The sequence below is a fragment of the Brevibacterium sanguinis genome (assembly GCF_003315415.1).
In the GTDB taxonomy this organism is placed as follows: domain Bacteria; phylum Actinomycetota; class Actinomycetes; order Actinomycetales; family Brevibacteriaceae; genus Brevibacterium; species Brevibacterium celere_A.
In genome coordinates, this window is the sequence record NZ_QNSB01000007.1 from 159654 (window position 1) to 174552 (window position 14899).

The following is a 14899-nucleotide window of genomic DNA, read 5'->3' on the forward strand; positions in this document are numbered from 1 at the left end:
AGGCGCTCATCCGAGGCCGGCGCACACCTGGTGGAAGATGTCCCGGACGTGGCCGACGTACGGACGCCGCGAGATCCCCTCGAGATAGAGGGAGAAGCGCCGGCGGGCCGGCACCGGCATCTCCTCGACGAGGTGCCTGACCGCGGAGATCGAGAGCGTCGAGCGATCCCGGTCGGCGGTCGCGGTCCGCGACCGGGCGAACGGAAGCAGCAGATCGAAGAGGGTGCGCTCCTCGGTCGTCACGCCCAGTCCGCCGATCACCGTGAAGTCGTCGCGGCTCAGCCGCAGCTCATGGACGACGGCGTCGATGTCCTCGACGAAGCGGCGGCGCGGGACGGTGATGAACGTCAGCGGGCTCGGCGCCCGGCCGAGGCCGGTGTGGATCCACCACGCGGTCGAGTGCGAGAGGACGAGCCGAGGCGGGACCTGGGAGCGCAGCGCCTCGACCCGGTCCTCCGGGCCGAGCACGGCACCCGTGCGCACCCAGGTGGTCTCCGTGAGCCGGCTGAGCAGCCCGTCCATCGTCAGCTCGGTGAGATGCTCGTACCCGTGGTCACGGAGATGAAACAGAGCGTCCATGGAGCAACTATCGCGTGGTGCTCACCCGTGTTCAAGGGCCGGCCGGCGGCCTGTGGACAACAGGTCACTCGTCCGTCGCCGCCTGTGGACAGGAGCCCCCGATTCTCAGCCGAGCTCGGCCGCGGTCCGGGCCAACTGATCCCGCCAGGCCCGCCGGGCGTCGAGTGCGGACTGCGCCTCGGCGATGGCCTTCTCGTCGCCTCCGGCCCTGGCCGTCTCGAGCTTCTGCTCGAGTTCGGTGATCGACTCGTCGAGCTGGCTCAGAGCCCCGGAGGTCCGCGCCTTCGTCTCGGGATTGCTGCGCCTCCAGGCCTCCTCCTCGGCCTCGGCCAGGGCGCGCTCGACCTCCCGGAGACCGTTCTCCATCCGGGAGACGTCGGCGCGCGGCACCTTGCCGGCCTCCTCCCAGTCGTCCTGGATGGCCCGCAGCTCGCGCTTCGCCGCCGCCGGATCGGTGATCGGCAGCAGCGCCTGCGCCCGCTTGAGCAGAGCTTCCTTGACCTCGAGGTTGCCCCGGTACTCCTCGTCGATCGCGGCGTTCTCCGCGTCGCGAGCGGCGAAGAAGACGTCCTGCGCCGCGCGGAAGCGGGCCCACAGGGCGTCGTCGTCCTTCCGGGAGGCACGAGGTGCGCGCTTCCACTGGGCCATGAGGTCCTTGAACTGGGTGGACACGTGGCGGAAGTCGGTCGAGCCGGACAGGGCCTCCGCCTCGGCGACGATCCTCTCCTTGATCCGCTTGCCCTCGGAGTTGAGCTTGTCGAGCTGGGCGAAGTGCTCCTTGCGCTTCTGCTCGAAGGTCGTCCGCGCCTTGGAGAAGCGGCCCCAGAGCTCCTGGTCGACGGACCGGGGCAGGCGCGGTCCCGACCGCTGCTTCTCCTTCCACAGATCGAAGAGCTCCCGCATCCTGGCTCCCGACTGCTTCCACTGGATCCTCTCCGGATCGCGGCGGGCGAGGGACTCGGCCTCGACGACGAGCTCCTCGCGCTCCTCGGCGGCCGCGAGCTTCGCGGCCTCGGCCCGGGCGGCCTGCTTGGCCTCGGTCGCCTCGGCGTCGGAGATCAGGGTGTCGAGCGTCGCCGACAGGCCCCGGAGGTCACCGACGACGTTCGCCTCGGGGAGGGTCTCCTGCAGGGTCTTCGCGGCGGCCGCGACATCGCGGCCCGGAGCACCCGCCGAGAGGCGGTTGCGCAGGTGAGCCGCGTTCTCCACGAGTTCGACGTACTTCTTCGCGAAGTACTCGAGCGCCTCGTCGGCACCGGCGTCCGGGTACTGTCCCACGGGCCTCTCGCCCTCGGCGGTGATCACGAAGACGCTGCCGTCGGCATCGGCGCGGCCATGAGCCATCGCTCGGCGGACTTCGGCATCGTGATCCACCGTCGTCGCCGTCACCGTCGCGGCCGCCTGCGGGCGGGGGAGGGACGAGGGGCGGGGGACGGGCTTCGGTGTCGGGGTCGACATGATTCTCACCTTGTTTCCATCGGTCGAACCGGCAGGGAATCCGTTCTCTGCCGATCACTCGATATTGACGTTATCCCAGCATAACGATCCGCAGGGCTCTCGATAGACTCTGCCCATGGATGTATTCGTGACCCAGGCGCAGTTCCTCGACGTCAACTGCTACGCCGTGCGCGCCGAGGGCAGCAGTCGGTGCCTGCTCATCGACGCCGGCGCCGACTGCGCGCCCGGCCTGGCGCGCATCGCCGAGGAGGAACGGCTCGAGCCCGCGGCGGTGTTCCTCACCCACGGGCATCCCGACCACATCCTCGGCCTGCCCGATGTGCTCGCGCACTGGGACGTCCCGGTCCACCTCGGCGCGCCCGACCTCTACCGCCTCGACTCGCCCGCTGAGACGCTGAGCCCCCAGTTCGCGCCCCTGCTCGAGCCTCTCGTGCGCGATTGGGCCGCCCCGGCGGTCGAGGGCCTCGTCGACGGTCAGGTCGTCACCGTCGCCGGACTCACGGTGACCGCGGTCGCCGCCCCCGGTCACACGGAGGGATCCATGCTGCTGCGGGTGCGCGACGGCGACGAGGAGGTCATCTTCACCGGCGACGTCGTCTTCGCCGGGGCGATGGGCCGGGTCGACCTGCCCGGCGGTGACGCCGAGGCGATGGCGGACACCCTGCGATCGTTCACGACGCTGCCCGACGTTCCCATCTATCCTGGACACGGTCCCGGTTCGCGCGTCGGCCACGAGATCGCGACGAACCCGTTCCTCTGACACGGCACGAGCCGGCCCCGGGCACGCCGCTCGGGACTCCTCGGGCCCGTGCGGACGCAGCGGGACCGAACGGGTCCGCACCGGGCCCGACGACATGAACCCAACCAGCAGCGACTAGGAGAACAATGGCGAAGTCAGCCCGCCTGTCCGGATTCCCGGAACGGCTTCCGGCCCAGCGAGTGATCGAGCGGTCGATCATCGACACCCTCGAGCACACCTTCGCCCTCCACGGCTTCTCCTCCATCCACCACCGCGCGGTCGAGCCGCTGAGCCAGCTGGCCAAGGACGGGGAGATCGACAAGGAGATCTTCGCCCTCTCGCGCCTCCACTCCGAGGGCGCCGAACGCAACCCCCTGGGCCTGCACTTCGACCTCACCGTGCCGCTGGCCCGCTACGTCGCCGACAACGCCTCCGAGCTCGCCTTCCCATTCAAGGCCACCCGCATCCAGCCGGTGTGGCGCGGTGAGCGGCCCCAGCAGGGTCGGTACCGCGAGTTCATCCAGGCCGACATCGACGTCATCGCCGACACCGACCTGCCCGGCCACTTCGAGGTCGAGATCCCGCTCGCCGTCGCCGACGCCTTCTCCCGGCTGGAGCCCCTCGGCGTGCCCGGCATCAGGATCGTCGTCAACGACCGTCGGCTCCTCGAGGGATTCGCCCGCGGCATCGGCCTCGACAACGTCCAGGCGGTGCTCCGCTGCCTCGACAAGTACGACAAGGTCGGCCCCGCGGAGGTCGCCCGCCTGCTCGGCGTCGAGGCGGGAGCGAACGAGGAGCAGCAGGACCTGTGCCTGCGGCTCGCGGCCATCGAATCGGACTCGCCGGAATTCGCCGCCGAGGTGCGTGCCCTCGGCGTCGAGCACCCCCTCCTCGAGGAGGGCCTCGAGTCCCTGACGACGATGCTCACCGCGGCCAACGACCGTGCCCCGGGTGTCATCGTCGCCCAGCTGAAGATCGCCCGCGGCCTCGACTACTACACGGGCGCCGTGTACGAGACCCAGCTCATCGGCCACGAGGAGCTCGGATCCGTCGCCTCGGGGGGACGCTATGACTCCCTGGCCACGGTGGGGAGGAAGAACTACCCGGGAGTCGGGATGTCGATCGGCGTCTCACGGCTCATGGCCCACATCCTCGACCCCGCGACCGGGATCACCGCCACCCGCGGTACCCCGTCCGTCGTCGTCATCGCGGTCGCCGACGAGGACCGGCGCGCCGACGCGGACGCCGTGGCCACCGCGCTGCGCGCCCGCGACATCGCCTGCGAGGTGTCCCCGAGCGCGGCGAAGTTCGGCAAGCAGATCCGCTACGCCGAACGCCGCGAGATCCCGTTCGTCTGGTTCACCGACGGTGAGGGCGGCCACGAGATCAAGGACATCCGCAGCGGCGAGCAGACGCCGGCCGACCCCGCGACCTGGGAGCCCGCCGACGCCGACCGCCGCCCGCGCGTCTACCGCGCCTGACCCCCCGCCGCTGAATCGACCCGAACGCACTGATGTGATGTGGCGCCACGTCACATCAGTGCGTTCGGGTCACATTTGCGGGGAGGGGCTGGGCTCAGACCGGGTCGGGGGCGAGTGAACCGTCCGGGGCGATGTGCTCGAAGATCTCGCGGACCATCGACACGACATGCGGGTCGTCGACGGTGTAGAAGATCCGCCGACCGTCCCGCCGCGAGGAGATGAGGCCCGCCAAGCGCATCTTCGCCAGATGCTGACTGACGGTGGGCACGGCCGCCCCGATCGCCTCGGCGAGGGAGGAGACGTCGAGCTCCTGGTTGACGAGGGTCCAGACGAGCCGGAGACGGGTGCTCGACGCCAGCATGCGGAACGTCTCCGCCGCGACCTCGACCTGCGCCGAGGTGGGAGCCGAGGGGTGCTCCGAACTGAGATCTTCGACACCCATGTGCTCGTCTCCCTTCGCTCGTCAGTGGTCACCGGCTCCCGCCGAGCCATCCGCGCCCGCCCCGGGGATGTCCGATCGGCGCAGCCGACCGACTAGTATTGACGAGGCGCTATAAGACATCGTAAAGGAGCCCTCCGTGCTGCGAAGCCACGAATCCGGAAGCCTGCGAGCATCCCATGCAGGACAAACCGTCACCCTCTCCGGCTGGGTCGACCGTCGGCGCGATCATGGGGGTGTCGCCTTCATCGATCTGCGCGATGCTTCGGGAATCGTCCAGGTGGTGGTGCGCGAGGACGACGCCAACGCGCTGCGCAACGAGACGGTCGTCAAGGTCACCGGAACCGTCTCCGTGCGTCCCGAGGGCAACGCCAACCCCAACCTGCCCACCGGTGAGATCGAGGTCGTCGACACGACCGTGGAGATCCTCAGCGAATCCTCGGCCCTGCCCTTCCAGGTCTCCGATCATGCCGAGGACGCGGGCACCGTCGGCGAGGAGACCCGCCTGCGCTATCGCTACCTCGACCTGCGCCGGTCGGGTCCCGCGCACACGATGCGCCTGCGCTCGGCGGTGAACAAGGCGGCTCGCCGCGTGCTCGACGAGCACGACTTCGTCGAGATCGAGACCCCGACGCTGACCCGGTCGACGCCGGAGGGTGCGCGCGACTTCCTCGTCCCCGCCCGCCTGCAGCCGGGTTCCTGGTACGCGCTGCCGCAGTCGCCGCAGCTGTTCAAGCAGCTCCTCCAGGTCGCCGGCATGGAGCGCTACTACCAGATCGCGCGCTGCTACCGCGACGAGGACTTCCGCGCCGACCGCCAGCCGGAGTTCACCCAGCTCGACATCGAGGCCTCGTTCGTCGAGCAGGAGGACGTCATCGCCCTGGCCGAGGAGATCCTCGTCGCCCTGTGGAAGCTCATCGGCCACGACATCGAGACCCCGATCCCGCACATCACCTACCACGAGGCGATGGAGAGGTACGGCAGCGACAAGCCCGACCTGCGCTTCGGCCTCGAGCTGCACAACCTCACCGAGTTCTTCGCCGACACCCCGTTCCGGGTGTTCCAGTCCGCCTACGTCGGCTCCGTCGTCTATCCCGGCGGCGGCTCGCTGCCGAGGCGTCAGCTCGACGGCTGGCAGGACTGGGCCAAGCAGCGCGGCGCGAAGGGCCTGGCCTACGTCCTCGTCGGCGAGGACGGCACCCTGACCGGCCCCGTGGCCAAGAACATCTCCGAGGCCGAGAAGGCCGGGCTCGTCGAGGCCGCGGGCGCGAACCCCGGGGACGCGATCTTCTTCGCCGCCGGCGACGCCGCGAGCTCGCGGGCGCTGCTCGGCGCCGCGCGCCGTGAGTTCGCGGAGCGGACCGGGCTGATCAAGGACGGCGACTGGGCCTTCGTATGGGTCGTCGACGCGCCCCTGTTCGAATCCGCCGCCGAGGCGGTCGCCTCGGGCGACGTCGCCGTCGGTGCGGGACAGTGGACCGCCGTCCACCACGCCTTCACCGCGCCGAAACCGGAGTTCCTCGACACGCTCGAGGAGGACCCCGGGGCGGCGCTGGCCTATGCCTACGACATCGTCTGCAACGGCAACGAGATCGGCGGCGGGTCGATCCGCATCCACCGCAAGGACGTCCAGGAGCGGGTGTTCCGGATCATGGGCATCTCCGACCACGAGGCGGCCGAGAAGTTCGGATTCCTCCTCGAGGCATTCAAGTTCGGAGCGCCTCCGCACGGCGGCATCGCCTTCGGCTGGGATCGCATCGTCGCCCTGCTCGCGGGCGTCGACTCGATCCGTGAGGTCATCGCCTTCCCGAAGACCGGTGCTGGATTCGACCCGCTGACCCAGGCCCCGGCCCCGATCACGGCCGCACAGCGCGCTGAGGCCGGAGTTGACGCCGAACCGGAGGACGACGCCGCCGAGTAGCCGGTGGCGCAGGGGAGCATGCGGAGCAGACGATGATTGAGGACATGGCCGAGGGCAGTCGATGACCGAGGGTCCCGATCTCTTCTCGGCCGGCGGCGACGCGCCGGGTCCGAGCGCCGGCCCGTCCGTGACGGGGCCCGGAGGGCAGGGTCGTGCGCTCGATCCCCTGGCGGTGCGGATGCGTCCGCGCACCATCGCCGAGGTGGTCGGTCAGGAGCACCTGACCTTCCCCGGCTCTCCGCTCGTCCAGCTCGTCGAGGCGAGCGGCGGCGATCGCGCGGGGGCCTCCTCGGTGATCCTCTGGGGTCCGCCCGGGGTGGGGAAGACGACGCTCGCGCACGTCATCTCCCATGCCCCCGGCCGCACGTTCGTCGAGCTCTCGGCGATCACCGCCGGGGTCAAGGACGTGCGGCAGGTGATCGAGAACGCCCGGCGCGAACGCGAGATGTACGGTCGCACCACGGTGCTGTTCCTCGACGAGATCCACCGGTTCTCCAAGGCGCAGCAGGACGCCCTCCTGCCGGCGGTGGAGAACCGCCTCGTCGTCCTCGTCGCGGCCACGACCGAGAATCCGTCGTTCTCGGTGATCTCACCGCTGCTCTCCCGCTCCCTCCTGCTCACCCTCCGACCGCTCGACGACACCGCGATCGCGAAGCTGCTCGACCGGGCGATCGCCAGCGAACGGGGGCTGGCCGGGCAGTTCGCCCTCGAGCCCGCGGCCAAGGACTTCATCGTGCGGATCGCCGGTGCCGACGCCCGGCGGTCGCTGACGATCCTCGAGGCCGCCGCCGGGATCGCCGCGGCGCAGGCGAAGTTCGCGGACGACGCCGAGGGCGCGGATGCCGCGAGGGCCGAAGGCACCGAAAGCGCAGACGACGCCGTGCGCCCCGAGGCGGACGGGCCCGAGAGGACCGGTGACGATGCCGCCGCGGAGACCGGCGACAGCACGGAACCTGGCGACGGCAAGGAACCTGGCGACGGCGCGTCGGGCGACGACACGGAGTCTGTCGACGGCGCGAAAACTCACGACGGTACGGAACGGGGCGACGCTGCGGAATCGGACGATGGTGCGAAAACTGACGACGGCACGGATGCCGGGGCAGATTGGCCCGAGAAGGCCGACGCCGAGGACGCGCCGATCCTCATCACCGAGGCGGCCTGCGCCGAGGCGAGCAGTGAGACCGTTCTCCGCTACGACCGGAACGGCGATCAGCACTACGACGTCATCTCGGCGTTCATCAAGTCGATCCGCGGCTCCGACGTCGACGCCGCACTCCATTACCTCGCCCGGATGATCGTCGCAGGTGAGGATCCCCGGTTCATCGCACGCCGCATCGTCATCTCCGCCGCCGAGGACATCGGCATGGCCGACCCGCAGGCGCTCACCATCGCCGTCGCCGCGTCCACGGCGGTTGCCAACATCGGCATGCCCGAGGGCCGCATCCCCCTCGCCGAGGCGGTGACCTACCTCGCCCTGGCCCCGAAGTCGAACGCGTCCTACCGCGCCCTCGACGCCGCGATCGCCGATGTGCGCAACGGGCTCGCCGGTCAGGTTCCCCTCCACCTGCGCGACGCCCACTATCCGGGCGCGAAGGAACTCGGGCACGGGCGGGGCTACAAGTACTCCCATGACCACCCGCACGGGGTCGCACCGCAGGACTACCTGCCGGAGACCCTGACCGGGAGGCGGTACTACGCGCCGACGGGCAACGGCCTCGAGCGCACGCTGCAGGAGCGACTCGAGACCCTGCAGCGGATCCTCCGCTCGAGCGAGGACTGACGCCGACGCCCGCTGCTGCGAGTGCCCCGGTGTCCGGCTTGGTGTCGGGGAGTCCCGTGAGCTAAGATGAATAGCTGTTGTGCCTGCACCTTAAAGGCGGTCGGTGCGAGCGGATCTCGACGCTCAATCCCTCTTTCTCAACCGGAGAAACAACGGTTCCGGCACGGGCGAGAACCTCAGGCCGGTCGGAACGATCCAGATGAATGAAAGGTTTCACAGTGCCAGCACCAGCACGTAACCGCCGGATGGCGCGCCTCTCGCGCGCACTCGGCATGCCGCTGACCCCGAAGGCGGAGAAGTACTTCGAGCGTCGTCCCTACCCTCCGGGCGAGCACGGCCGCGCCCGTCGCCGCAACGACAGCGACTACTCGGTCCGCCTCAAGGAGAAGCAGCGCCTGCGCGCCCAGTACGGCATCCGCGAGGCCCAGATGCTCAAGACCTACAAGGAGGCCAAGCGCCTTGAAGGTCTGACCGGTGAGAACCTCGTCGAACTCCTCGAGATGCGTCTCGACGCCCTGGTCCTGCGCTCCGGCTTCGCCCGGACCATCGCCCAGGCCCGTCAGTTCGTCGTGCACCGTCACATCACCGTCGACGGCCAGCGCGTCGACCGTCCGTCCTTCCGCGTCAAGGAGGGTCAGACGATCCAGGTGCATGAGAAGAGCGCGGCGACCGAGCCGTTCCAGATCGCCGCTGCCGGTGGTCACAAGGACGTCCTCCCCGCCGTTCCGGGATACCTCAACGTCAACCTCGAAGGTCTGCAGGCCACTCTGCTCCGCCGCCCCAAGCGCAGCGAAGTCCCCGTGACCTGTGACGTCCAGCTGGTCGTCGAGCACTACTCGCGCTGATCGACCCGCACCGCACTGCCCGGAACGGCTTCGTTCCGGGCAGTCGTGCATTCACGGCCGAGCCGCCGGTCACCTCGCATTATGAGCATGACCCACTAAACTGTTCCCTGACATGCACCTCAGTCAGCCCTGACGTGCACCGACGAGACACTCCCCACCGGAGTGCACGCACCATTCGAAAGGCCTTGGATGAAGACGGCAGAGATCAAGCAGCGCTGGTTGGACTACTTCGAAGCGAACGGACACGCAGTGGTTCCCTCGGCGTCGGTGATCAGCTCCGATCCGTCCATCCTGTTCAACATCGCGGGAATGGTCCAGTTCATCCCGTACCTCACCGGACGCGAACCCGCGCCGTTCCCCCGCGCGACGAGCGTCCAGAAGTGCGTGCGCACGGGCGACATCGAAGAGGTCGGCAAGACGACCCGCCACGGAACGTTCTTCCAGATGAACGGCAACTTCTCCTTCGGCGACTACTTCAAGCGCGAGGCGATCCGCCTGGCCTGGGGGCTGCTGACGAATCCCGTCGCCGATGGCGGCCTCGGCTTCGACCCCGACCTGCTCTGGGCCACCGTCCACGAGGACGACCTCGAGACGATCGACCTGTGGCTGACCGAGACCTCGATCCCGCGCGAGCGGATCCAGACCCGTTGGCACGAGGACAACTTCTGGCACACCGGACAGCCCGGTCCCGGCGGCTACTGCTCCGAGATCTACTACGACCGCGGACCCGACTACGGCGTCGAGGGCGGACCCGTCGCCGACGAGGACCGCTACATCGAGATCTGGAACCTCGTGTTCATGGAGTTCGAGCTCTCCGCCGTCCGCTCCAAGGTCGACTTCGACATCGCCGGAGAGCTGCCCGCGAAGAACATCGACACCGGGATGGGGCTCGAACGCGTCGCGTTCCTCCTCCAGGGAGTCGAGAACATGTACGAGATCGACGAGGTGTTCCCCGTCATCGAGGCCGCGAGCCGCCTCTCGGGCCACGCCTACGGCGCCAACCACGACGAGGACGTGCAGATGCGCGTCGTCGCCGACCACGTCCGCTCGGCGCTCATCATCATCGGCGACGGCGTCCGGCCCGGCAACGAGGGCCGCGGCTACATCCTGCGCCGGCTGCTCCGTCGGGCCGTGCGGGCGATGCGCCTCCTCGGCGTCACCACCGAGGTCCTCCCGGAGCTCCTGCCCGTGTCGATGGAGGCGATGAAGTCCTCGTACCCGGAGCTCGAGACCGACTTCGACAGGATCTCGCGCATCGCCTACGCCGAGGAGAAGGCATTCCTCCGCACTCTCGAATCCGGCACGCAGCTGTTCGAGAACGCCGCCGCCTCGCTGCCCAAGGGTGAGCGCACGCTCAGCGGCGACATCGCCTTCGCCCTCCACGACACCCACGGCTTCCCCATCGACCTCACCCTCGAGATGGCCGCCGAGCACGGCGTCTCCGTCGACGAGGAGGGCTTCCGGTCCCTCATGGCCGAACAGCGCCGGCGGGCCAAGGCCGATGCGAAGGCGAAGAAGGGCGGCGACCACACCGACCTCTCCGCCTACTCGGCGCTGCTCGAGGAGGGCGCACCGACGTTCGTCGGCTACGACCAGCTCGACGCCGACTCCCGGGTGCGCGGCATCGTCGTCGACGGCGAGGCGCGGGAGGTCATCGGCACGGGCGAGACCGCCGACCTCATCCTCGACCTCACCCCGTTCTACGCGGAGTCCGGCGGTCAGCGCGCCGATATCGGCCTCATCAAGGGCGACGGCTTCAGCGCCCGCGTCCTCGACGTCCAGAACCCGATCAAGGGCCTGCCCGTCCACCGCGTGGAGGTCCTCGCCGGAGAGATCCGCGTCGGCTCCGACGTGCTCGCGACCGTCGACCACGACCACCGCTTCCAGGGCTCGCAGGCGCACACCGCGACCCACCTCGTCCACGCCGCGCTGCGGGAGATCCTCGGCAGCCACGCCGTCCAGGCCGGTTCGCTCAACCAGCCGGGCTACATGCGCTTCGACTACTCCTTCCCCGAGGCCCCGAGCCCGCAGATGAGGGCCGAGATCGAGGACGTCGCCAATCTCGCGGTGCGGTCGAACTACGAGGTCGGCACCGAGTACCTGCCCTTCGACGTCGCGCGGAAGTCCGGGGCCATGGCCCTGTTCGGGGAGAAGTACCCGAACGTCGTGCGCGTCGTCGACATCGGCGGGCCCTTCTCCCGCGAGCTGTGCGGCGGCACCCATGTGGCCGCCTCCTCCGAAGTCGGCCCGATCTCCGTGCTCTCCGAGGCCTCGGTCGGGTCCGGGGTGCGGCGCATCGAGGCGGCCGTGGGCATGGACGCGTTCCGGTCGCTCGCGGCCGAGCGGACGATCGTGTCCTCGCTCTCGGAGATGCTCAAGGTTCCCGGCCCCGACGTCCGCGACCGCGTCTCCGACCTCATGACCAGGCTCAAGGACGCCGAGAAGGAGATCGCGCGGCTGCGCTCGGCGCAGCTGCTCGCCGAGGCCGGCCGCTTCCTCGACTCCGCTCAGCGCGTCGGCTCGACGCTGTTCGTCGTCGCCGAGCTCGGCGAGGTCTCCGACGCCGGGGACATCCGCACGATCGTCACCGACCTGCGCTCCCGGGTGTCCGACCAGTCGGCCGTCGTCCTCGGCGTGGGCGTGAGCAACGGCAAGCCCGTCGTCGTCATCGCCACGACCCCGGGCGCCCGGGAGGCCGGGATCCAGGCCGGGAAGCTCGTCGGCCTCGCCTGCCGCGAACTCGGCGGCGGAGGCGGCGGGAAGCCGGATCTGGCCCAGGGCGGCGGCAGCGACGTCGATTCCGTGCCCGCGGCGATCGGCGCGGTGAAGGCTGCGCTCCAGTGAGCTTCCGCCGGGGCCGCAGGCTCGGCCTCGACATCGGCTCCGTGCGGATCGGGGTCGCGGCCTGCGACCCCGACGGGATCCTCGCGACCCCGCTGACCGTGGTCCGGCGCGGTGACGAACCGGCCGCCCTGCGGGCCCTGGCCGAGATCATCGACGAGTACGAGCCCATCGAGATCATCGTCGGCGACCCCCGGTCGCTCGACGGCACCGCCCGCGCCGCGGCTGGCGCCGCGCTCGAGTTCGCCCGCCGGATCGGCGAGACCACGACGACGCCGATCCGCCTCGTCGACGAGCGCTTCACGACCGCCGAGGCGCACCAGGCACTCGCCGCGGCAGGGAGGAACTCACGCCAGCGCAGGGAGATCGTCGACGCCCAGGCCGCCGTCATCATCCTCCAGCATGCTCTCGAGTACGAGCACACCACCGGTGCCGCGGCCGGTCGCGACATGCCGCAGACGGAGGGAGAACCATGAGTCCGTTCCCAGGCCCACCCTCGGATTCCGAGCCGGACCCCGAGACACGACGAGAGACCACGGGCGCCGATGCGCAGGATCCGCGCGCCGGCGCGGGCAGTGATGCCGCAGGCGCCGGCACACCGTCGCCGGGCGCCCGCGCCGAGTCCGACCCGACGGCTCCCGATGACGCACCGGGTAGTGCCGACGCGCCGGCCGTCCCCGGTTTCGGCGCGGACGCGGGCCTGAGCCGAGCCGAGCTCAAGGCGCGGAAGCGCCGGCGGATGCTGCGCCGCCGCCGGACCACCGTCATCGTCACCCTGTGCGTGCTCGTCTTCGGCTTCGGGGGCTTCTTCGCCGTCAAGTCCGCCGGGGGAGCGGTGAGCGACCTGTTCGGGCCCAAGGGCGACTACGAGGGACAGGGCACAAGCGAGGTGACCCTCGAGATCCCGCCGGGCGCCTCGGCGCGGTCCGTGGCGAACCAGTTCGTCGAGGCCGGGGTGATCATGAACTCAGAGCCGTTCCTCGACGAGATCGAGCGCCGTGACGTGACGATCAAGGCAGGACCCGTGATCATGCGGGAGAAGATGAGCGCGGAGGCCGCGGTCGACGCTCTCGTCGACCCGATCAAGCCGCCGACGATCACGATCGCCGAGGGCCGCAGGATCGACCAGATCAAGGCGACGATGATCGAGTCCGGGATGAGCGCCGAGGCGGTCGACCAGGCGATCGACGGGAAGAAGCCGAAGGACTACGGCCTCGACGTCGACGCCCCCAGCCTCGAGGGGTACCTCTACCCAGCCACCTACGACCTCGGGGAGTCGAAGACCGCCGAGGCGATCGTCTCGGAGATGGTCGACAAGACCGCCGCCGAGCTCGAGGGGGCCGACATCGCCCTCGACGACGCCAACCGCGTCCTCACCCTGGCCAGCCTCGTCGAGATCGAGTCGCCGGGCGACGAGGAGACGCGCAAGAAGGTCGCCCGGGTCTTCCTCAACCGCATCTCCGAGGACTCGGAGACCGGTCAGCTCCTCCAGTCCGACGCGACGGTCGCCTACATCCACGGCGCCCGCGCCGATCTCACGACGACGGCCGAGGAGAGGAAGTCCGACAGCCCCTACAACACGTACAAGCACAAGGGCCTTCCGCCCGGACCCATCAACTCGCCGAGCGCGGGCGCCGTCGACGCCGCGCTCAACCCCGCCGACGGGCCGTGGCAGTTCTTCGTCGCGACGAACCCCGACACGGGTGAGACGAAGTTCGCCGAGACCTACGAGGAGCACCGGAAGAACGTCGAGGTCTACCGCGAATGGCTGCGCGAGCACCGGGGTGAGAACTGATGGCGACGATCAGGGCCGCGGTCCTCGGTCGGCCCATCGGCCACTCGAAGTCGCCCCTGCTCCACCGGGCGGCGTTCGCGGCGCTCGGCCTCGACGACAGCGAGTACACGCGCTTCGACGTCGGGGCCGAGGAGCTCGGGTCCTTCCTCGCCGCGCACGCGGACTTCACCGGCTTCTCGCTGACGATGCCGCTCAAGGAGCGCCTCGTCGACCTCGCCGCGACCGCCGGCTGGGTCCTCGACGACACGGCCCACCTCACCGGAGTGGGCAATACACTGGTGCGCAGTCGCGACTCGACGCTCGTGGCGAACACCGACGTCCAGGGCATCGTCGGCGCCCTCTCCTCCCCGCTGCGCGCCGCCCGCGCCCGCCGGCGCGGAGAGGCTGCGGGACCGGTGGGCGAGAGGCTCGCCGGTGAGGGCACCGGGCGGGCGGTCATCCTCGGGGCAGGCGCCACGGCCCGCTCGGCCGTCGTCGCGTGCGCGCGCCTCGGCGTCACCGAGATCGACCTCCTCGTGAGGAACCCCTCACGCGCGAGCGGCGTCCTCGACCTCTGCACCCGGCTCGGGATCACCGCTGCCACCGCGCCCCTGACCGTCCTGCCGACTGCCGAGATCCTCATCTCCACCCTCCCCGCCGAGGCGGTGCCCGATCTCGAATGGCCGGCGGACGTGCGCGGGGGAGTCGCCCTCGACGTCGCCTACGCGACCGCATCCGCCTTCCTCGCCGGGGCCGCGCGCCGCGGGGTGACACCCGTCGACGGGACCGCGATGCTCGTCGAGCAGGCCGTCGAGCAGTTCGTCATGTTCCTCGCCGCAGCCCGCGGCGACGAGGGCCGCGGAAAGCATCCCGGGACACCCGCGCCGGGTGAGGCGAGGCCCGAGCCCGAGGGCACGGCGTCACCAGACGCGGCAGCGGCCGAACGGGCGGCCGTCGCCTCCGCGATGCACGCGGCCCTCGACGCCCGGACCGCTGTCGCCGACGGCACGCCCCGGACCGCGGGTGCGAGCGCGGGCTGAAC

At 70.2% G+C, this 14899-nt stretch carries 12 protein-coding genes; 9 read left to right on the top strand and 3 right to left on the bottom strand.

Annotated features, from left to right (window positions below):
- Positions 1-6 precede the first annotated feature (6 nt).
- Together DFO65_RS11700 and DFO65_RS11705 are read right to left on the bottom strand one after the other, a co-directional pair.
- Positions 7-579 (bottom strand): hypothetical protein, encoded by a 573-nt coding sequence (locus DFO65_RS11700; protein WP_245940667.1) that lies wholly within the window; start codon positions 577-579, stop codon positions 7-9.
- A gap of 105 nt (positions 580-684) precedes the next feature.
- The gene (locus DFO65_RS11705) at positions 685-2037 is read right to left on the bottom strand and encodes a DUF349 domain-containing protein (protein WP_113904609.1); all 1353 of its coding nucleotides are present in this window, start codon (positions 2035-2037) and stop codon (positions 685-687) included.
- Positions 2038-2152: 115 nt separating this feature from the next.
- On the opposite strand from DFO65_RS11705, the gene DFO65_RS11710 reads away from it, so the two are divergent.
- Positions 2153-2797 carry an MBL fold metallo-hydrolase gene (locus DFO65_RS11710; protein WP_113904610.1) on the top strand — a complete coding sequence of 215 codons (645 nt, stop codon included), beginning with the start codon at positions 2153-2155 and terminating at the stop codon, positions 2795-2797.
- Positions 2798-2922: 125 nt separating this feature from the next.
- The gene (gene hisS, locus DFO65_RS11715) at positions 2923-4257 is read left to right on the top strand and encodes a histidine--tRNA ligase (protein WP_113904611.1); all 1335 of its coding nucleotides are present in this window, start codon (positions 2923-2925) and stop codon (positions 4255-4257) included.
- Positions 4258-4351: 94 nt separating this feature from the next.
- Here hisS and DFO65_RS11720 read toward each other — a convergent pair whose 3' ends face one another.
- Positions 4352-4699, bottom strand: a complete 348-nt coding sequence (locus DFO65_RS11720; protein ID WP_113904612.1) for an ArsR/SmtB family transcription factor — start codon at positions 4697-4699, stop codon at positions 4352-4354.
- A 136-nt stretch (positions 4700-4835) separates the two neighbouring features.
- Here DFO65_RS11720 and aspS point away from each other — a divergent pair, with 136 nt between their 5' ends.
- The 7 genes from aspS to DFO65_RS11755 all read left to right on the top strand — a co-directional run bounded on the left by aspS (position 4836) and on the right by DFO65_RS11755 (position 14897).
- Positions 4836-6617, top strand: coding sequence for an aspartate--tRNA ligase (gene aspS, locus DFO65_RS11725; protein ID WP_113904613.1), 1782 nt, complete (start codon positions 4836-4838; stop codon positions 6615-6617).
- Positions 6618-6678: 61 nt separating this feature from the next.
- Positions 6679-8397 (top strand): AAA family ATPase, encoded by a 1719-nt coding sequence (locus DFO65_RS11730; protein WP_113904614.1) that lies wholly within the window; start codon positions 6679-6681, stop codon positions 8395-8397.
- A gap of 245 nt (positions 8398-8642) precedes the next feature.
- A complete protein-coding gene (gene rpsD, locus DFO65_RS11735; protein ID WP_181778714.1) occupies positions 8643-9242 on the top strand; it encodes a 30S ribosomal protein S4 in 600 nt (199 codons plus the stop codon).
- 189 nt (positions 9243-9431) lie between these two features.
- Complete coding sequence (gene alaS, locus DFO65_RS11740; protein WP_113904616.1) at positions 9432-12086, top strand: alanine--tRNA ligase; 2655 nt, start codon at positions 9432-9434, stop codon at positions 12084-12086.
- On the top strand, positions 12083-12559 hold the full coding sequence (gene ruvX, locus DFO65_RS11745) for a Holliday junction resolvase RuvX (RefSeq protein ID WP_113904617.1): 477 nt from the start codon (positions 12083-12085) through the stop codon (positions 12557-12559). The genes alaS and ruvX overlap by 4 nt, the downstream gene beginning before the upstream one ends.
- Positions 12556-13878 carry an endolytic transglycosylase MltG gene (gene mltG, locus DFO65_RS11750; RefSeq protein ID WP_245940669.1) on the top strand — a complete coding sequence of 441 codons (1323 nt, stop codon included), beginning with the start codon at positions 12556-12558 and terminating at the stop codon, positions 13876-13878. The genes ruvX and mltG overlap by 4 nt, the downstream gene beginning before the upstream one ends.
- Complete coding sequence (locus tag DFO65_RS11755) at positions 13878-14897, top strand: shikimate dehydrogenase family protein (RefSeq protein ID WP_113904618.1); 1020 nt, start codon at positions 13878-13880, stop codon at positions 14895-14897. The genes mltG and DFO65_RS11755 overlap by 1 nt, the downstream gene beginning before the upstream one ends.
- Positions 14898-14899: the final 2 nt, after the last annotated feature.

Coding starts and splice junctions, on each gene's coding strand:
- DFO65_RS11730 (WP_113904614.1), top strand. CDS start 6,679: ATGACCGAGGGTCCCGATCTCTTCTCGGCCGGCGGCGACGCGCCGGGT.
- DFO65_RS11700 (WP_245940667.1), bottom strand. CDS start 579: ATGGACGCTCTGTTTCATCTCCGTGACCACGGGTACGAGCATCTCACC.
- DFO65_RS11720 (WP_113904612.1), bottom strand. CDS start 4,699: ATGGGTGTCGAAGATCTCAGTTCGGAGCACCCCTCGGCTCCCACCTCG.
- DFO65_RS11755 (WP_113904618.1), top strand. CDS start 13,878: ATGGCGACGATCAGGGCCGCGGTCCTCGGTCGGCCCATCGGCCACTCG.
- DFO65_RS11705 (WP_113904609.1), bottom strand. CDS start 2,037: ATGTCGACCCCGACACCGAAGCCCGTCCCCCGCCCCTCGTCCCTCCCC.
- rpsD (WP_181778714.1), top strand. CDS start 8,643: ATGGCGCGCCTCTCGCGCGCACTCGGCATGCCGCTGACCCCGAAGGCG.
- DFO65_RS11710 (WP_113904610.1), top strand. CDS start 2,153: ATGGATGTATTCGTGACCCAGGCGCAGTTCCTCGACGTCAACTGCTAC.
- alaS (WP_113904616.1), top strand. CDS start 9,432: ATGAAGACGGCAGAGATCAAGCAGCGCTGGTTGGACTACTTCGAAGCG.
- hisS (WP_113904611.1), top strand. CDS start 2,923: ATGGCGAAGTCAGCCCGCCTGTCCGGATTCCCGGAACGGCTTCCGGCC.
- mltG (WP_245940669.1), top strand. CDS start 12,556: ATGAGTCCGTTCCCAGGCCCACCCTCGGATTCCGAGCCGGACCCCGAG.